The sequence below is a fragment of the Pseudomonas sp. FP2335 genome, assembly GCF_030687535.1.
GTDB lineage: Bacteria > Pseudomonadota > Gammaproteobacteria > Pseudomonadales > Pseudomonadaceae > Aquipseudomonas.
This window is the reverse complement of record NZ_CP117437.1, coordinates 4408745-4426949: the sequence shown is the minus strand read 5'-3', so window position 1 is coordinate 4426949 and position 18205 is coordinate 4408745. Positions and strand designations below refer to the sequence as shown.

The following is an 18205-nucleotide window of genomic DNA, read 5'->3' as shown; positions in this document are numbered from 1 at the left end:
TTTATTGACTGATTCACCGCGTTCGCGAGCAAGCCCGCTCCCACACAGAGCTGCTCCCACATTGGTTTTGTGTTGAGGGTGAGGTTTGCGCCCGGCTTGCTAACCAAGCAAGCGCTTGGTAATTTCCCTCCACCTCACCGTGGAGCTTGCCGATGTCTGCCTATCAGGACTACTTCGACCCCAGCCACCAGTTGATCCGCGACAGCGTGCGCCGTTTCGTCGAGCGCGAGATGTTGCCGGGCATCGAGCAGTGGGAGGAGGCCGAGAGCTTTCCCCGTGAGCTGTACCTCAAGGCCGGTGCGGCGGGGATCCTGGGGATTGGCTACCCGGAAGACCTCGGCGGCAGTCATGCCGGTGATCTGTTTGCCAAGGTCGCGGCCAGTGAGGAATTGATGCGCTGTGGCTCTGCCGGAGTCGTGGCCGGGCTCGGTTCGTTGGATATCGGCTTGCCGCCGGTGGTCAAATGGGCGCGGCCCGAAGTGCGCGAGCGTGTGGCGCCGCAAGTGCTGTCGGGCGACAAAATCATCGCCCTGGCCGTCACCGAACCGGGCGGCGGCTCCGACGTGGCCAACCTGCAAACCCGCGCCATCCGCGAGGGCGATTGCTACCGGGTCAGCGGCAGCAAGACCTTTATCACCAGCGGCGTGCGCGCCGACTTCTACACGGTCGCCGTGCGCACCGGCGGGCCGGGCTTTGGCGGCATCAGCCTGCTGCTCATCGAAAAACACACCCCGGGTTTCACCGTCGGCCAGCCCCTGAAGAAAATGGGCTGGTGGGCGTCGGACACTGCCGAATTGTTCTTCGACGATTGTCATGTGCCCGTAGGCAATCTGATCGGCGCCGAGAACATGGGGTTTGCCTGCATCATGGGCAACTTCCAGAGTGAACGCCTGGCCCTGGCCTTGATGGCCAACATGACCGCGCAGCTGGCCCTGGAGGAAAGCCTCAACTGGGCGACCCAGCGCGAGGCGTTTGGCAAGCCCATCGGCAAGTTCCAGGTGCTCAAGCATCGCCTGGCGGAAATGGCCACGGCGGTGGAAGTCTCACGGGAGTTCACCTATCGCCAGGCGGCGAAGATGGCCGCGGGCAAGAGTGTGATCAAGGAGATATCCATGGCCAAGAACCTGGCGACCGACACGGCGGACCGGGTCACTTATGACGCGGTGCAGATTCTGGGCGGTCAGGGCTATATGCGCGGCAGCCTGGTGGAGCGGCTGTATCGGGACAATCGCATCTTGTCGATTGGTGGGGGGACGCGGGAGGTGATGAACGAAATCATCAGCAAGCAGATGGGGCTTTAAGTGGTGTGTTGTTTTTTAGGGCCTCATCGCAGGCAAGCCAGCTCCCACATTTGACGGTGTTCACACATCAAAATGTGGGAGCGGGCTTGCCCGCGATGGCGTCAGCCCCGGCAACCCTTACCTTTCAGTCAGGGCAAACTGCGTCAAACAAAACGTCGGAATCCCCATATCTTCCAAACGCTGCGAGCCACCCAACTCCGGCAAATCGATAATCGCCGCCGCCTCAAAGATCTTCGCGCCCATGCGCCGCACTAGGTTGGCCGCTGCGATCAGCGTACCGCCAGTGGCGATCAGGTCATCGAACATCAGCACCGAGTCGCCTTCGCACAGGCTATCGGCATGCACTTCCAGGAACGCTTCGCCGTATTCGGTCTGGTAACCCTCGGCCAGCACGTCCGCCGGCAATTTGCCTTGCTTGCGGAACAGGATCAGCGGTTTGTTCAGTTGGTAGGCGATGATCGAGCCAATCAGGAAGCCGCGGGCATCCATGGCGCCGATGTGGCTGAAGTCGGCTTCAACGTAGCGGTGGGCAAAGCTGTCGGCCACCAGGCGCAGGGCGCGGGGCGATTGGAACAGGGGCGTGATGTCACGAAAGATCACCCCAGGCTTGGGGAAGTCGATGACAGGGCGGATCAGGGATTTGATGTCGAACGAATCGAAGGTCATCGTCGAAGAGTCCTGGGGCTGGAAACGGACTCGAAGTATACCTGCGGCCTCGCCGATTGGCGCGGCCACAGGTGTCTGGATCAGCCTTTCGCTTAACCTTCGAGCGAACCGCCGGCCAGTGCGCACAGTTGGATCGGGTCGAGAATGTGCACTTCCTTGCCCTCGGCCGCGATCAGTTCGTTCTGCTGGAAGCGGGTGAACACGCGGGACACGGTTTCCACCGCGAGGCCCAGGTAGTTGCCGATTTCGTTGCGCGACATGCTCAAGCGGAACTGGTTGGCCGAAAAACCACGGGCACGGAAGCGCGCGGACAAGTTGACCAGGAAGGTGGCGATGCGCTCGTCGGCGGTTTTCTTCGACAACAGCAGCATCATTTGCTGGTCGTCACGAATCTCACGGCTCATTACACGCATCAACTGACGGCGCAGTTGCGGCAGTTGCAGGGCCAGTTCGTCCAGGCGTTCGAAGGGGATTTCGCACACCGACGTCGTCTCCAGCGCCTGGGCCGAGACCGGGTGAATCTCGGTGTCCATGCCCGACAGCCCCACCAACTCGCTCGGCAGGTGGAAACCGGTGATCTGCTCTTCGCCGCTGTCGCTCAGGCTGAACGTCTTCAAGGCACCCGAACGTACTGCATAAACGGAATCGAACCCGTCGCCCTGGCGAAACAGGAACTCGCCTTTTTTCAGCGGGCGGCCACGTTTTACGATGTCGTCCAACGCATCCATGTCTTCCAAATTCAGCGAAAGTGGCAAGCAGAGGGGGGCCAGGCTGCAATCCTTGCAATGAGCCTGGCTGTGAGCGCGCAGTTTTACTGGCTCGGACATTTATTAAATCCTTGTGGGGAAACACACATAAGACGTAAGGGTAACGCACTGGGGGGCAAGGAGGCCAGCCTGTACAAAAAACCGGCAAAGGTATAAAGCTTTTTGTATCGAGGCCGATACAAGGACGTGTTTTTACGAGCAGGAGCTCAGCCCATGATTGTTTTCGCGGTCAATAACCCCCAGCTCCGCGTGCCGACGGTGCCGGACGCGCAGCCGACCGCTGCGGTCGAGGATAAGGACACCGCCGCGTTGCCAGCGGCCGAAGGCGTCAAGGTGACGATTTCCTCGGATGCATTCAAGGCGGCTGCGGCAAAAAGCCCCGATTCGGACATCGACGACAGCGGCCTGGACGATAACGTCAAACAGATCCTGAAGATGATCCGCCAGATCAAGCAGCAGCTCGAGGAAAAGATGGCCGAGCTGCAAGCCATCGCCATGGACCAAAGCCTGACGGCAGAGGAACGGCAGATGAAGACCGCCAACCTGCAAACCGCCATCAGCTCCTTGCAGGCCGGGCTCGTCACCGCCCAGGTGTCCCTGGCCAAGGCAATGAAAGGCATGAGCTCGGAAGACGTCGGAAAAGTCCTCGCGTTGTCGAGTTGATCAGATCACCCGGGAGAACCGCTGCCGGTTCTGGTGCTCCAGGTACGCATCGAACACCATGCACACCGACCGCACCAGCAACCGCCCGGCTGGCAACACCCGGATGCCCTGGGCGTCGAGTTCGATCAGGCCGTCTGCCGCCATGGCTTCGAGTTGCGGCCAGATCTCGTCGAAATAGCCGCGAAAATCGATATTGAAGGCCTGTTCGACCTTGTCGAATGCCAGGCTGAAATTGCAGATCAACTGCTGGATCACTTCCCGCCGCAAACGATCGTCCGTGGTGCACACCAAGCCACGGCTGGTGGCCAGTTGCGCGCCGGCCAGGGTGTTCTGGTAGGCGTTGAGGTCGCTGCTGTTCTGGCAATACAGGTCGCCGATCTGGCTGATGGCCGACACGCCCAGGCCGATCAGGTCGCAATGGCCGTGGGTGGTGTAGCCCTGGAAGTTGCGTTGCAGGGTGCCTTCTTCCTGGGCGATGGCCAATTCGTCATCCGGCAGGGCGAAGTGGTCCATGCCGATGTAGCGATAGCCGGCCTGGGTCAGTTGCTCGATGGTGGTTTGCAGCATCAGCAGTTTTTCCGCCGGGGAGGGCAGGTCGTCGGTGTTGATCCGCCGCTGCGGCATGAAGCGTTCCGGCAAGTGGGCGTAGTTGAACACCGACAGGCGATCGGGTTGCAGCTTGATCACTTCTTCCACGGTACGCGCGAAGTTGATCGGCGTTTGCTTGGGCAGGCCGTAGATCAGGTCGATATTGATCGAGCGAAATTGCAGGGTGCGCGCGGCATCGATGACTGCGCGGGTTTCTTCCAGGCTTTGCAGGCGATTGACCGCGCGCTGCACCTCGGGGTCGAGGTCTTGCAGGCCGATGCTCACACGGTTGAAGCCCAGCTCACGCAGCAGGCCCATGGTGGCCCAGTCGGCTTCGCGTGGGTCGATCTCGATGCCGTAGTCGCCGGAATCGTCGTCGAGCAAATTGAAGTGGCGGCGCAGGCTGGCCATGACCTGGCGCAGTTCATCGTGGCTGAGAAACGTCGGGGTGCCGCCGCCGAAGTGCAGTTGCTCCACTGGCTGTTTCGGGTCGAGATGGCAGGCCATCAACTGGATCTCTTGCTCCAGACGCTGCAAGTAGCCTTGGGCGCGCCCGCGATCCTTGGTGATGACCTTGTTGCAGGCGCAGTAGTAGCAAATGTTCGCGCAGAATGGCACGTGCACGTACAGCGACAGCGGTCGCGCGGCCTTGCGGCTGTCGCGCAGGGCGTGGAGCAGGTCGAAGGTGCCGACCTGGCTGTCGAATTGTACGGCGGTGGGGTAGGACGTGTAGCGCGGCCCCGCCAAGTCGTAGCGATGAATCAGATCAGTGTCCCAACGAATGGCGTCGAGCATGCGGGCGTTCCCCCGGATAGGCTAATGGGCCGAGTCTAGGGGCGTTGCGGGGAGGGCACCTTGATTTGCATCAACAGGCAGCGGCGCTATGCCACAGAGCGATTCAGTGGCCCATCAACAGGTGCTGATGCGGGCCGGGCAGCGTCCAGATCCCGAAGAGCATGACCAGCACGCCACCCGCCATGCGCACGCTGCGCTTGCGCAATAACGCGGTCACCCGCTCCGCCGCGAGCCCGGTGGCCAGCAGCACCGGCCAGGTGCCCAGGCCAAACGCGAGCATCAGCACTGCGCTGTCGAGCGCATTGCCCTGGCTCGCCGCCCACAGCAAGGTGCTGTAGACCAACCCGCACGGCAACCAGCCCCACAGCGCGCCCAACAGCAACGCACGTGGCAGGCTGGACACCGGCAGCAAACGGTTGGCAATCGGCTGGATATGCCGCCACAGGCCGCGCCCGAGGCTCTCGATGCGGGTCAGGCCGCCCCACCAACCGGCCAGGTACAGACCCATGCAGATCAGCAGCAGCCCGGCGAGCACGCGCATGAACATTGCCGCCGGGCTGTTGGCCACGGCCCAGCCCGCCAGGCCGATCAACAAACCGGCGGTGGCATAGCTGAGGATGCGCCCCAGGTTGTACGCCAGCAGCAGGCGAAACCGGCGGCTGCGTTGTTCCTTGGGGATCGCCAGGGTCAACGCGCCCATCAGCCCGCCGCACATGCCCAGGCAATGGCCGCCGCCCAGCAGGCCGAGGATCAGCGCGGAGACCAGCAATGGCGCCAGTTCAAGCATGGGGCGGGTCTTTCGGTGGTTGTTCGGGGTGGTTGGCTTCGTCGACGGCGGCCAGGTGGTTGGGGTCCTGATCGTCGAACAGTACGCTGTGGGCCGGGCCGTCGAGGTCGTCGTACTGGCCGCTGTCCACCGCCCAGAAGAAGATGTAGATGGCCACGCCTACCAACAGCAGCGCCGCCGGAATCATCACGTAGAGAGCTGGCATGTGTACTCCATGTTCGCGCGGCTCACGCCGGCAGCGGACGGGTGACTAAAGGGGCGTTGGCGGCCGGCGCGCTCGGTTGACGAGTCAGGCGCAGGGCGTTGAGCACCACGGTCAATGAACTGAGGGACATGCCGACCGCTGCCCAAATCGGTGTGATCCAACCCAGGGCGGCAAACGGCAGCATAAGGCCATTGTACAAGCCCGCCCACAACAGGTTTTCAATGATGACCCGACGGGTGCGCCGCGCCAAGCTAAAGGCGTGCACCAGCGCGTCCAGGCGGTTGGACAGCAACACTGCATCGGCGCTGGTTTTCGCCAGGTCGGTGGCTGAACCCATGGCCACGCTGATGTCGGCGGCGGCGAGCACGGGTACATCGTTGACTCCGTCGCCGAGCATCAGCACCTTGCGGCCCTGCTGGTGCAACTGTTGCAGCATGTGCAGCTTGTCGTCGGGGCGCAGGCCGCCGTGGGCTTCGTCGATACCCAGCTCGGCGGCGACGCTGGCGACCATCGGCGAGCTGTCCCCCGACAGCAGCAGCGTACGCCAGCCGCGGGCCTTGCACGCCGCCAAAAGCGCCGGGGCGTCGCTGCGCAAACGGTCATCGAGGACGAACCAGGCGAGGGCACCCTGGGTGTCGCCCAACAGCAGCCATTGGCCGGCTTCATCGGGGGGCGTCGGGATTGCACAGCCGCTCAGTGCACACACAAAGGCCGGCTGGCCGATGCGCAACTGGCGCTCGCCTACGTGGCCTTCCAGGCCAAGGCCGGGGGAGCTGAGCACTTCGTCGGCGGCCAGCGGTGCGCGGCCAAAGGCGCGGGCGATAGGGTGTTCGGAGCGGTTTTCGAGGGCGGCGGCGAGGCTCAGGCAGTCGTCGCTGTTCAGTGCGCTCAACGGGCGGATCGCGCGCAGTGCCAGGCGCCCTTCGGTGAGGGTGCCGGTCTTGTCGAAAATCACCGTGTCGATCTGGTTCAGGCCTTCCAACACATGGCCGCGGGTCAGCAGCAGCCCGAGTTTGTGCAGGGTGCCGGTGGCGGCGGTAAGGGCGGTCGGCGTGGCCAGCGACAAGGCGCACGGGCAGGTGGCGACCAGCATCGCCAGCACGATCCAGAACGCCCGCGACGAATCCAGTTGCCACCACACCAGGCCGATCACGCCAGCGGCAATCAGCGAGCACAGCAGGAACCACTGCGCGGCGCGGTCGGCGATTTCGGCCAGGCGCGGCTTCTCGGCCTGGGCCCGTTCCAGCAGGCGCACGATGGCGGACAGGCGGGTGTCGTGGCCCAGGGCGCGCACTTCGACGCTCAGCGCGCCTTCGACATTCAGCGTACCGGCGGTGACCGCATCGCCGACCTGGCGTGGTTGTGGCAGGTATTCGCCGGTGAGCAGGGACTCGTCGATGCTCGATTGACCGTCGAGGATCACCCCATCCGCCGGCAACACCGCGCCGGGATGCACCAGCACGCGGTCACCCACGGCCAATTCACGCAGCAGGATGCGTTCGCTCTGGCCATCGGTCTTGAGGCGCAGGCACGAGGCGGGCAACAGGTTGACCAACTGCGCGGTGGCCGCCGCCGTGCGTTCCCGCGCGCGCCGCTCCAGGTAACGGCCGGCCAGCAGGAACAGGGCAAACATGCCCACGGCATCGAAGTAGAGCTCGCCGACGCCGGTGATCGCGGTCCAGATCCCCGCCAGATAGGCCCCGCCAATTGCCAGGGACACCGACACATCCATGGTCAGGTGGCGGGTGCGCAAGTCGCGCAGGGCGCCCTTGAAGAATGGCGCGCAGCTGTAGAACACGATGGGGGTTGTCAGAAACATCGCCACCCAGCGCAGGATAACGTGCAGCTCCGCGCTCAGGTCGATATTGAATTCCGGCCAGGTGGCCATGGTTGCCATCATCGCCTGGAACCACAGCAATCCGGCGACGCCGAGCTGGCGCAGGGCCAGGCGGTTTTCGTTGGCCAGTTGCTCGGCGGCACGGTCGGCCTGATAGGGGTGGGCGGCGTAACCGATATGGCGCAACTCGCTGAGCAATTGGCTCAACGGCAATTGCCCATCGGCCCAGCGCACGTGCAGGCGATGGTTGGACAGGTTCAGGCGCGCCTCGGCCACGGCGGGCAGGTTGCGCAGGTGTTTTTCGATCAGCCAGCCGCAGGCGGCGCAGCTGATGCCTTCCATCAACAGGGTGGTTTCGGCGAGCTCGCCACTGTGGTGGACGAAGGGTTTTTGCACGTCGGCGCGGTCATACAGCGCCAGTTCGTCCACCAGTTGCACCGGCAGCGCCTCGGGGTTGGCCGAGGCTTCGCTGCGGTGCTGGTAGTAGCTTTCCAGGCCGCCGGCGACGATGGCTTCGGCCACCGCCTGGCAACCCGGGCAGCAGAGTTCGCGGCGTTCGCCGAGGATTTCGGCGGTGAACCGGCTGCCGGAGGGGACGGGCAGGGCGCAGTGGTAGCAAGGGGTGGTCATGGTTTGGAATCTGTAGTGGCTGGGAGGGCCGCATCGCGGGCAAGCCCGCGCCCACAGGTAGATCGCGGTCCCCTGTGGGAGCGGGCTTGCCCGCGATGCGCGAAGCGCCGGTTGTTACTTTTTCAGGTCTTCGGCACCTTGCAGCGGTTCATCCCCCAACAGCAAATCCTTGTCGTGGCTGACCTGCTCCTCTTCGAACATGCGCCAGGTGCGGTCGCCTTCCACCCCAAGCAGTTCGACGAAACGGCGGCCTTCGACCTTGTCGGTGACCTGGCCGATATAGCGGCCGGGTTCGCTGGCGCTGCGGGCCAGGTTGATCTTGCGGTCCTTCTCCGGTTGGGTCGGGGAAATCAGGTTGAGTTCCAGGTTGGCCGGGTTGCTGTTGCCGGTCAGGTGCACGTCGACTTCGCCGGTCAGCTCATCCAGGTGCACCTTGGCGCGCATTTGCAGGGTCTGGGCCAGCAGTTCGCGGTCGAGGGAACGGTTGATGCCTTTGCCTGCCTCGTAGTAGTTGTCGTTGACCAGGTTATCCGGGTTGTTCACCGCGATGGTTACCATGGACAAGGTCAAAGTCACCGAGCAGGCCAGGATGGCAATGATGATCCAGGGCCAGAGGTGCTTGTACCAAGGGCTTGTGGCAGTCGCTACGGGCATTGTTCTGCTCTCTATTTAACTTAACGGACTTGTGGGCCAATGAATCGGCTCTTGGCTTCAATACGCACGTCGGGGTCGTCGGCATCGGTGAGGATGAATTTGACCTCGTTGGTGCTGGACGGCAATTGCTCCGGCGCACTCGACAGCTCTACCGGCATGCTGATGATGTCGCCCGCAGCCACCTTGATCTCGCGGCGGCCTTGCAGCTTCAGGTCCGGCAGGCCGGCGGCGTCGAGCACGTAGGTGTGGTCGCGCTGGTCCTTGTTCATGATCTTCAGGCTGTAGACGTTTTCGATGCGGCCTTCGGCGTTTTCGCGGTACAGCACACGGTCCTTGCTCACGTCGAAACCGACCAGCGAACGCATGAAGAAGGCGGCGACCAGCAGGCCGATCATTGCCAGCAATACCAGCGCGTAGCCGATCAGGCGGGGGCGCAGTTTGTGGGTCTTCTGCCCGGACAGATTGTGCTCGGTGGTGTAGCTGATCAGGCCGCGCGGGTAGTCCATCTTGTCCATGATGTTGTCGCAGGCGTCGATGCACGCCGCGCAACCGATGCATTCGATCTGCAAGCCGTCGCGGATGTCGATCCCGGTCGGGCACACCTGCACGCACATCGTGCAATCGATGCAATCGCCCAGGCCCTGGGCCTTGTAGTCGCTGCCTTTTTTACGTGGGCCGCGTAGTTCGCCACGGCGCGGGTCGTAGGAAACGATCAGGGTGTCTTTATCGAACATCACGCTCTGGAAGCGCGCGTACGGACACATGTAGATGCACACCTGCTCGCGCAGCCAGCCGGCGTTGCCGTAGGTGGCGAGGGTGAAAAAGCCAACCCAGAAATACGACCAGCCATCGGCCTGGCCGGTGAAGAAGTCGATCACCAGCTCGCGGATCGGCGAGAAGTAGCCGACAAAGGTCATGCCGGTGACAAAGCCGATCAGCAGCCACAGCGTGTGCTTGCTGAATTTGCGCAGGAACTTGTTGGCGCCCATCGGTGCCTTGTCGAGCTTGATGCGCTGGTTGCGGTCGCCTTCGGTGACCTTTTCGCACCACATGAAAATCCACGTCCACACGCTTTGCGGGCAGGTATACCCGCACCACACGCGCCCGGCGTAGACGGTGATAAAGAACAGGCCAAAGGCCGCAACGATCAGAATGCCCGAAAGCAGGATGAAGTCCTGGGGCCAGAAGGTGGCGCCAAAAATAAAGAATTTACGTTCCGGCAGGTTCCACCACACAGCCTGGTGGCCACCCCAGTTCAGCCACACGGTGCCGAAGTAGAGCAGGAACAATCCGGCGCCGCCGAGCATGCGCAGATTGCGGAACAGGCCAGTGAAGGCGCGGGTGTAGATTTTCTCTCGCGAGGCGTAGAGATCGACGGTTTTGGCAGGGGGGGTAACGTCATGTACCGGTATCTGGTCGCTCATCATTGCATCCCACGGCGGTGGAGATTTGCCTCGGTCAGTACGTGCCGGCCGGGGTCAAATTAAGGGTGTTGCAGTGGCCTAATGATACGCCCCCGATGGTGCGCAAAGGGTGCGACCTTTGGTCGCGTTGGGGGAAATCAATTGATGGTGTACGTGATCTGGATCAATTGACTTGGCAAGTATGGTCGGTTTTGGCGGGCTCGGCCTTCAAAAACCAGCGATCTGATGTGATGAAGCTGATGTGGGAGCGGGCTTGCCCGCGAATGCGGTGTACCAGTCGACACCTCTGTGCCTGGACTATCGCATTCGCGGGCAAGCCCGCTCCCACACCGGTTTTTCAGGGTTTTCAAAGGTGGTGAGCGGCGTTACTGCTCCTCAGCCTTCTTGTCGCCATGGGACAGGCTGTAAACATACGCCGCCAGCAAGTGCACCTTGTCGTTGCCTTGCAGTTGTTCCTGCGCAGGCATCTGGCCCTGACGGCCGTAACGGATGGTCTGTTGCAGTTGGGCGAAGCTCGAACCGTAGATGAACGCGCCAGGGTGAGTCAGGTCCGGCGCGCCCATGGCTGGGGTGCCTTTACCGGCCGGGCCGTGGCAGGCGACGCAGTTGGTGGCGAAGAGTTTCTCGCCGTTGGCCACGTCGGCCTTGGCGCCTTCCGGCAGTTTGCGGCCATCGAGGTTGGTCAGTACAAAACCGGCCACGTCGGCCACGCCTTGCTCGCCAATCACTTCGGCCCAGGCCGGCATGATCGCGTGGCGGCCTTTCATGATGGTTTCCTTGATCGTTGCCGGCTCGCCGCCCCAGCGCCAGTCGGCGTCGGTCAGGTTGGGGAAGCCATAGGCGCCCTTGGCATCGGAACCGTGACACACCGAGCAGTTGGAGGCGAACAAGCGGCCACCCATCTTCAGGGCTTGCGGGTCCTTGGCCACTTCTTCAATCGGCATCGACGCGAATTTGGCGAAGATCGGCCCGAACTTGGCGTCCGACTTGGCCATTTCCTTTTCCCATTCATGCACGCCGGTCCAGCCGGCCTGGCCGTTGGCGAAGGGGGTTTGCTTGTCGTTGTCGAGGTAGGCGTAGCCCGGCAGCAGGCCTTTCCAGTTGCCCAGGCCGGGGTACAGCGCCAGGTAACCGAGGGCGAAGATGATGGTGCCGACGAACAGCATGAACCACCATTTCGGCAGTGGGTTGTCGTATTCCTCGATGCCGTCGAACGAGTGGCCGACGGTCTCGTCGGTTTGTTCGGCGCGCTGCCCCCTGCGGGTCGACAGCAACAGCCAGGTCAGGGCGAAGATGGTTCCCAGGCTGAGGACTGTGACGTACAGACTCCAGAACGTAGTCATTCTTTGTTACTCCTAGAAGCTTGCTCGACGTGCTTGATGGCTTCGGGATCATCCGCAAAGGGCAGCATGGTCGCGTCGTCAAACTCCGACTTGCGGCGGGGGCTGAACACCCACAGCGCCAGGCCGATAAAGGCCACCATCACCACGACGGTGCCCAGGCCTCGAATCATCCCGATATCCATGAAGGTCACCGTTTGCTTTTGATGATGGTGCCAAGGCCTTGCAGGTAGGCCACCAATGCGTCCATTTCGGTCTTGCCCTTCACGGCTGCGGCTGCACCGGCGATGTCTTCGTCGGTGTAGGGCACGCCCAGGGTGCGCAAGACTTCCATCTTCTTCGCGGTGTCCTTGCCGTCGAGCTTGTTTTCCACGAGGAACGGGTACGCCGGCATTTTCGATTCAGGCACCACGTTGCGCGGGTTGTACAAGTGCGCACGCTGCCAGTCATCGGAGTAACGCCCGCCGACACGCGCCAGGTCCGGCCCGGTGCGCTTGGAGCCCCACAGGAACGGGTGGTCCCACACGCTTTCGCCGGCGACCGAGTAGTGGCCATAGCGTTCGGTTTCGGCGCGGAACGGGCGGATCATCTGCGAGTGGCAGCCCACGCAACCGTTGGCGATATAGACGTCGCGGCCTTCCAGTTCAAGGGCGGTACGCGGCTTCATGCCTTCGACCGGCTTGTTGGTGACGTCCTGGAAAAACAGCGGAACGATCTGGGTCAGGCCGCCGATGCTCACGGCGATGACCATGAAGAAGGCCAGCAGGCCGATATTCTTCTCGACTACTTCGTGCTTCATCAGTGAGCTCCCACAACGGCGATCTTGGCGGCGGCTTCGGCTTGCGCCGGGTCGGAGGCACGCACGGTGCGCCAGACGTTGTAGGCCATGAGCAACATGCCGCAGGCAAAGAATGCACCGCCCAGGGCGCGCACGATGAACCCCGGATGGCTGGCTTGCAGCGCTTCGACGAAGGAGTAGGTGAGGGTGCCGTCATCGTTGATCGCACGCCACATCAGGCCTTGGGTGATGCCGTTGACCCACATCGAGGCGATGTAGAGCACGGTGCCGATAGTGGCAAGCCAGAAGTGCGCGTTGATCAGCCCGACGCTGTGCATCTGCGCACGGCCGAACAGTTTCGGGATCATGTGGTACAGCGCGCCGATGGAAATCATCGCCACCCAGCCGAGGGCACCGGCGTGCACGTGGCCGATGGTCCAGTCGGTGTAGTGGGACAGCGAGTTGACGGTCTTGATCGCCATCATCGGGCCTTCGAAGGTCGACATGCCGTAGAACGCCAGCGACACCACGAGGAAACGCAGGATCGGGTCGGTGCGCAATTTATGCCAGGCGCCCGACAGGGTCATCATGCCGTTGATCATGCCGCCCCAGCTGGGTGCCAGCAGGATGATCGACATCGCCATGCCCAGGGACTGCGCCCAATCCGGCAGCGCGGTGTAGTGCAAGTGGTGCGGACCGGCCCAGATGTACAGGGTGATCAGCGCCCAGAAGTGCACGATGGACAGGCGATACGAGTAAATAGGACGTTCGGCCTGTTTCGGCACGAAGTAGTACATCATCCCCAGGAAACCGGTGGTCAGGAAAAAACCGACCGCGTTGTGCCCGTACCACCACTGGATCATCGCGTCCGTCGCCCCGGCGTAGGCCGAGTAGGACTTGAACAGGCTGACCGGCAAGGAGGCATGGTTGACGATGTGCAGCATCGCCGTGACCAGGATGAAGGCGCCGTAGAACCAGTTGCCCACATAGATGTGCTTGGTCTTGCGCTTGACGATGGTGCCGAAGAACACCACGGCATACGTCACCCACACGATGGCGAGCAAGATCGCGATCGGCCATTCCAGCTCGGCGTATTCCTTGGTGGTGGTGTAGCCCAGTGGCAGGGTGACGATGGCGCCGAGGATCACGGCTTGCCAGCCCCAGAAGGTGAAGGCGGCGAGGCCATCGGAGATCAGTCGCGTCTGGCAGGTTCGCTGCACGACATAGTAGGAGGTGGCAAACAATGCACATCCACCGAAGGCGAAGATCACCAGGTTGGTGTGCAGCGGGCGCAGGCGACCGAAGGTCGTCCAGGGCAAGCCGAAGTTCAATTCCGGCCAGACCAGTTGCGAGGCGATGAAGACCCCGAGCCCCATGCCAAGGATCCCCCAGACCACCGTCATGATGGCGAACTGGCGGACTACCTTATAGTTATAAGCAGTCGGACTGATTGCTGTGCTCATTCTAAGGTTCCACGGTTTAGGTTTTTTTATAGGTAAAAATCGGCCGCAAGTATGTAGAAAGCGAGAGGCCAATGCAACGCAACGCTGACCTGGGTCAAGGCGTTCCACGCCAGATTCTGCGCCCTTTCCCTGTTTTGCGTAAGGACAAAATCGGAATTCAAAAGCTGATCAAGTGGACAGGAATTTTTTCGGCTCGCGACGGGAGTCGTCGCGTACGCCAGAACCGGTCCGCTGTGGGCAAGCGTAGACCCGAATGGCAGGAGGGGAAAGTTGTGCTTTGGAGGGGGTGTGACAAAAGGTCGCGAGGACGCGGCGAGTGAACGCCCGATTATTCGTCCCAGGGGTTGATCACCGTCACGCCACTGGATTTGAAGTCACTGACATTGCGCGTGACAACGGTGAGCCCATGTACCAGCGCGGTCGCCGCGATCAGTGCATCACTCTCGTTGACCTGGTCGGGTACGTGCAAGTGGGCACAACGCAGCGCGACGGCGGCGTCCACCGGCAGGATCCGCGCATCGAACGCCGGCATCACGTGGCGCTTGAGCCAGGTGCGCAACACCTTGCCCTGCGCCGGATCGCGCCGCTCCATGCGCAACACCCCGGTTTCCAGCTCCTTTAGCGTAATCGCAGAGATAAACATGCGGGGTGCGATGACGCTCCTGGCCCAGGCGACGACGTTCCCGTCAGCCTGGGGTTTACGCAGTTCGGAAATGACATTGGTGTCGAGTAGATACATCAAGAAAGGTCCACAGGGCGATGAGTGATCACGGCGCGTTCGGTTTCGAAGTCGATATCGGCGGCGTCCGGCATCACCAGCAAGTCAACGATGTCGGCATTCAGACCAGTCAATTTCTGGTAGTCCTCAATGCTTAGCAGCACATGGGCGGGTTTGCCGCGGTCGGTGATGAAAACCGGGCCTTGGCGCGTGGCTTTTTTGGCACCGCTTGTGTCTTGATTGAATTCGCGGCTGGAAATAGTGGTGATGGTCATGGGGTGACTTCCCTGGCTAGGGTGAATGTAGGTACGTTACTACTTTGCCAGTGCGAGCAGCAAGCCAGCCCCACAAAAAAGCCCCGTCCGGTTTACACCGGGCGGGGCTTCAAGGGTTTACGAAGTCTGCTTACTGCGCAGCCTTCTGCTCCCCATGGGACAAGCTGTAAACATACGCCGCCAACAAGTGCACCTTATCGTTGCCTTGCAGCACATCCTGCGCCGGCATCTGGCCTTGGCGGCCGTGACGGATGGTCTGCTGCAACTGTGCCAGGCTGGTGCCGTAGATGAAACCGGCAGGCTCGGTCAGGTTCGGCGCACCCATGGCTTCCATGCCGTGGCCTTGCGGGCCGTGGCAGGCCACGCAGGTGGTGTTGAACGCGGCTTGGCCGGCGGCCAGGTCGGCGGTGCTGTCGGCCGGCAATGGCAGTTTGGCCAGGTCGTGACGGACATAGGCGGCCACGTTTTTCACACCGTCTTCGCCGAGGATTTCACCCCAGGCCGGCATCGCCGCGTGGCGACCGTTGAGGATGGTGGTCTTGATCGCCTCGGCCGAACCGCCCCAGCGCCAGATGTTGTCCGCCAGGTTCGGGAAACCGTACGCGCCCTTGGCGTCCGAGCCGTGGCACACTGCGCAGTTGGAGGCAAACAGGCGGCCGCCCATTTTCAACGCTTGCGGGTCTTTGGCGACTTCTTCCACGGGCATGGCTGCGAATTTGGCGAAGATCGGCCCGAACTTGGCGTCGGCCTTGGCCATTTCCTTGTCCCATTCCTTGTTCTGGGTCCAGCCGTCCTCGTAGCCTGGCAATACGCCTTTCCAGTTGCCCAGGCCCGGGTAGAGGATCAGGTAGCCGACCGCAAACACCAGGGTGCCGGCGAACAACATGAACCACCACTGGGGCAGCGGGTTGTCGTATTCCTCGATCCCGTCGAAGGCGTGGCCCATGGTCTGGTCGACGCTGCCCTTGGTCTCGCCCTTGCGGGTGCCGATCAACAGCCAGGTCAGGCCGATCAGGCTACCCAGGGTCAGTACGCAGATCCATGTACTCCAAAATAGGGTCATGGCCGGGTGCTCCTTATTGCAGGCTCTTCTTGAGCGTCGGATGGAGAGGGTTCATCGGCGAACGGCAGCAGGCGCGCCTGCTCGAATTCCGCATTGCGCCGGTTGTTGAACACCCACAGCGACAGGCCGATAAAGGCGATGGCGACGACCAGCGTGCCAAGGCCGCGGATGGTGCCCGCATCGAATTCAAATCCCATGGCTCACCTCTTGCTCTTGATGGCAGTGCCGAGCACTTGCAGGTACGAAACCAGCGCGTCCATCTCGGTCTTGCCCTTGAGGCTGGCGACTGCGCCGCTGATGTCGTCGTCGGTGTACGGCACGCCGAGGGTGCGCATCACGCTCAACTTTTTCTCGGTGTGGCTGCTGTCGACCGGGGCTGTGACCAACCACGGGTAGGCCGGCATTTTCGACTCAGGCACCACGTTGCGCGGGTTGTACAAGTGCGCGCGATGCCAGTCGTCCGAGTAGCGCGCGCCGACACGTGCCAGGTCCGGCCCGGTACGCTTGGAGCCCCACAGGAACGGGTGGTCCCACACGCTTTCGCCAGCGACCGAGTAGTGGCCGTAGCGTTCGGTTTCGGCGCGGAACGGACGGATCATCTGCGAGTGGCACTGTACGCAGCCTTCACGGATGTAGATGTCACGGCCTTCCAGTTGCAGCGCGGTGTAGGGCTTCATGCCCTCCACCGGCTTGTTGGTGACGTCCTGGAAGAACAGCGGGACGATCTGGGTCAGGCCGCCGATACTCACGGCCAGCACCATCAGCAGCATCAGGATGCCGACGTTCTTTTCAATCGTTTCGTGTTTCATCACAGACTCCTCAGGCCAGCTGCGCAGTGGTGGCGGCTTCGACAGGCTGTGGCGAACGCACGGTGCGCCACGTGTTGTAAGCCATCAGCAACATGCCGGTGAGGAATACTGCACCGCCCACCAACCGCACGATGAAGCCTGGGTGGCTGGCCACCAGGGTTTCGACGAAGGAGTAGGTCAAGGTGCCGTCTTCGTTGACCGCACGCCACATCAGGCCCTGGGCGATGCCGTTGACCCACATCGAGGCGATGTAGAGCACGGTGCCGATGGTGGCCAGCCAGAAGTGCGCGTTGATCAGGCCGAGGCTGTACATCTGCTCGCGGCCGAAGATTTTCGGGATCATGTGGTACAGCGCGCCGATGGAGATCATCGCTACCCAGCCGAGGGCACCCGCGTGTACGTGGCCGATGGTCCAGTCGGTGTAGTGGGAGAGGGCGTTCACGGTCTTGATCGCCATCATCGGGCCTTCAAACGTCGACATGCCGTAGAACGCCAGCGATACCACCAGGAAGCGCAGGATCGGGTCGCTGCGCAGCTTATGCCAGGCGCCCGACAAGGTCATCATGCCGTTGATCATGCCGCCCCAGCTCGGAGCCAGCAGCACCAGCGACATCACCATGCCCAGGGACTGTGCCCAGTCCGGCAGCGCGGTGTAGTGCAAGTGGTGAGGACCGGCCCAGATGTACAGGGTGATCAGTGCCCAGAAGTGCACGATGGACAAGCGATAGGAATACACCGGACGCTCGGCCTGTTTCGGCACGAAGTAGTACATCATCCCCAGGAAACCGGCGGTGAGGAAGAAGCCTACCGCGTTGTGCCCGTACCACCACTGCACCATGGCATCCGTCGCACCACCGTAGAGGGAGTAGGACTTGGTCAGGCTGACCGGGATTTCCAGGTTGTTGACGATATGCAGGATCGCCACGGTGATGATGAACGCACCGAAGAACCAGTTACCGACATAGATATGCTTGGTGTTGCGCTTCATCACCGTGCCGAAGAACACGATGGCGTAGGCCACCCAGACGATGGTGATGAGAATGTCGATCGGCCATTCCAGCTCGGCGTATTCCTTGGAGCTGGTGTAGCCCAGCGGCAAGGTGATCGCGGCCAGCAGGATGACCAACTGCCAGCCCCAGAAGCAGAACGCGGCGATTTTCGGCGCGAACAGCTGGGTCTGGCAGGTGCGTTGCACCGAGTAGAAGGAGCTGGCGAACAGCGCGCAGCCACCGAACGCGAAGATCACCGCGTTGGTGTGCAGCGGGCGCAGGCGGCCGAAGCTGGTCCACGGCAGATCGAAGTTCAGAGCAGGCCAGACCAATTGGGCGGCGAGAAAAACCCCGAGCCCCATGCCGACGATGCCCCACACCACCGTCATAATGGCGAATTGGCGGACCACCTTGTAGTTATAGGCGGTACTTAAAGTAGTGTTCATGGTTCCC

20 protein-coding genes are annotated in these 18205 nt (G+C 62.1%); 2 read left to right on the top strand and 18 right to left on the bottom strand.

Going from position 1 to position 18205, the window contains the following annotated elements; all coding sequences use genetic code 11:
• The first annotated feature begins 152 nt into the window (after positions 1-152).
• The gene (locus tag PSH81_RS19835; protein WP_192297127.1) at positions 153-1301 is read left to right on the top strand and encodes an acyl-CoA dehydrogenase family protein; all 1149 of its coding nucleotides are present in this window, start codon (positions 153-155) and stop codon (positions 1299-1301) included.
• A gap of 117 nt (positions 1302-1418) precedes the next feature.
• On the opposite strand, the gene PSH81_RS19830 is transcribed toward PSH81_RS19835, so the two are convergent.
• Both PSH81_RS19830 and fnr read right to left on the bottom strand, forming a co-directional pair.
• Positions 1419-1967: an adenine phosphoribosyltransferase gene (locus PSH81_RS19830; RefSeq protein ID WP_192297126.1), complete on the bottom strand. Its 549-nt coding sequence runs from the start codon at positions 1965-1967 to the stop codon at positions 1419-1421.
• A gap of 92 nt (positions 1968-2059) precedes the next feature.
• On the bottom strand, positions 2060-2794 hold the full coding sequence (gene fnr, locus PSH81_RS19825) for a fumarate/nitrate reduction transcriptional regulator Fnr (protein WP_192297125.1): 735 nt from the start codon (positions 2792-2794) through the stop codon (positions 2060-2062).
• 153 nt (positions 2795-2947) lie between these two features.
• Between fnr and PSH81_RS19820 the strand changes: the two genes are divergently transcribed.
• On the top strand, positions 2948-3397 hold the full coding sequence (locus PSH81_RS19820; protein WP_226454927.1) for a hypothetical protein: 450 nt from the start codon (positions 2948-2950) through the stop codon (positions 3395-3397).
• Here the strand turns inward: PSH81_RS19820 and hemN are convergent, their stop codons facing one another.
• The 16 genes from hemN to ccoN (PSH81_RS19740) form a co-directional block, all read right to left on the bottom strand.
• A complete protein-coding gene (hemN, locus tag PSH81_RS19815; RefSeq protein ID WP_226454928.1) occupies positions 3398-4780 on the bottom strand; it encodes an oxygen-independent coproporphyrinogen III oxidase in 1383 nt (460 codons plus the stop codon).
• 103 nt (positions 4781-4883) lie between these two features.
• Entirely contained in the window at positions 4884-5567 is a 684-nt protein-coding gene (locus tag PSH81_RS19810) for a sulfite exporter TauE/SafE family protein (RefSeq protein WP_305391338.1), read from the bottom strand.
• Positions 5560-5772 (bottom strand): cbb3-type cytochrome oxidase assembly protein CcoS, encoded by a 213-nt coding sequence (gene ccoS, locus PSH81_RS19805; RefSeq protein WP_192297121.1) that lies wholly within the window; start codon positions 5770-5772, stop codon positions 5560-5562. The genes PSH81_RS19810 and ccoS overlap by 8 nt, the downstream gene beginning before the upstream one ends.
• 22 nt (positions 5773-5794) lie before the next feature.
• A complete protein-coding gene (locus PSH81_RS19800; protein WP_305391337.1) occupies positions 5795-8239 on the bottom strand; it encodes a heavy metal translocating P-type ATPase in 2445 nt (814 codons plus the stop codon).
• Between the two features lie 114 nt (positions 8240-8353).
• On the bottom strand, positions 8354-8893 hold the full coding sequence (locus tag PSH81_RS19795) for a FixH family protein (protein ID WP_226454930.1): 540 nt from the start codon (positions 8891-8893) through the stop codon (positions 8354-8356).
• A 20-nt stretch (positions 8894-8913) separates the two neighbouring features.
• Positions 8914-10317 carry a cytochrome c oxidase accessory protein CcoG gene (gene ccoG, locus PSH81_RS19790; protein ID WP_192297118.1) on the bottom strand — a complete coding sequence of 468 codons (1404 nt, stop codon included), beginning with the start codon at positions 10315-10317 and terminating at the stop codon, positions 8914-8916.
• A 365-nt stretch (positions 10318-10682) separates the two neighbouring features.
• Positions 10683-11660, bottom strand: coding sequence for a cytochrome-c oxidase, cbb3-type subunit III (ccoP, locus tag PSH81_RS19785; protein WP_226454931.1), 978 nt, complete (start codon positions 11658-11660; stop codon positions 10683-10685).
• Positions 11657-11842 (bottom strand): CcoQ/FixQ family Cbb3-type cytochrome c oxidase assembly chaperone, encoded by a 186-nt coding sequence (locus tag PSH81_RS19780; protein ID WP_003193169.1) that lies wholly within the window; start codon positions 11840-11842, stop codon positions 11657-11659. The genes ccoP (PSH81_RS19785) and PSH81_RS19780 overlap by 4 nt, the downstream gene beginning before the upstream one ends.
• Positions 11843-11847: 5 nt before the next feature.
• On the bottom strand, positions 11848-12456 hold the full coding sequence (gene ccoO / locus PSH81_RS19775; protein ID WP_003193167.1) for a cytochrome-c oxidase, cbb3-type subunit II: 609 nt from the start codon (positions 12454-12456) through the stop codon (positions 11848-11850).
• Positions 12456-13898, bottom strand: coding sequence for a cytochrome-c oxidase, cbb3-type subunit I (gene ccoN, locus PSH81_RS19770; protein ID WP_305391336.1), 1443 nt, complete (start codon positions 13896-13898; stop codon positions 12456-12458). The genes ccoO (PSH81_RS19775) and ccoN (PSH81_RS19770) overlap by 1 nt, the downstream gene beginning before the upstream one ends.
• A 328-nt stretch (positions 13899-14226) precedes the next feature.
• The gene (locus PSH81_RS19765; protein ID WP_305391335.1) at positions 14227-14637 is read right to left on the bottom strand and encodes a type II toxin-antitoxin system VapC family toxin; all 411 of its coding nucleotides are present in this window, start codon (positions 14635-14637) and stop codon (positions 14227-14229) included.
• Complete coding sequence (locus PSH81_RS19760; RefSeq protein WP_124526607.1) at positions 14637-14891, bottom strand: type II toxin-antitoxin system Phd/YefM family antitoxin; 255 nt, start codon at positions 14889-14891, stop codon at positions 14637-14639. Before PSH81_RS19760 ends, PSH81_RS19765 begins: the two co-directional genes overlap by 1 nt.
• Positions 14892-15021: 130 nt before the next feature.
• Complete coding sequence (gene ccoP / locus PSH81_RS19755; protein ID WP_192297115.1) at positions 15022-15954, bottom strand: cytochrome-c oxidase, cbb3-type subunit III; 933 nt, start codon at positions 15952-15954, stop codon at positions 15022-15024.
• The gene (locus PSH81_RS19750) at positions 15951-16151 is read right to left on the bottom strand and encodes a cbb3-type cytochrome c oxidase subunit 3 (protein WP_010208563.1); all 201 of its coding nucleotides are present in this window, start codon (positions 16149-16151) and stop codon (positions 15951-15953) included. Before PSH81_RS19750 ends, ccoP (PSH81_RS19755) begins: the two co-directional genes overlap by 4 nt.
• Before the next feature lie 3 nt (positions 16152-16154).
• Positions 16155-16763: a cytochrome-c oxidase, cbb3-type subunit II gene (gene ccoO, locus PSH81_RS19745; protein WP_192297114.1), complete on the bottom strand. Its 609-nt coding sequence runs from the start codon at positions 16761-16763 to the stop codon at positions 16155-16157.
• Between the two features lie 10 nt (positions 16764-16773).
• Positions 16774-18198 (bottom strand): cytochrome-c oxidase, cbb3-type subunit I, encoded by a 1425-nt coding sequence (ccoN, locus tag PSH81_RS19740; RefSeq protein ID WP_192297113.1) that lies wholly within the window; start codon positions 18196-18198, stop codon positions 16774-16776.
• Positions 18199-18205 lie beyond the last annotated feature (7 nt).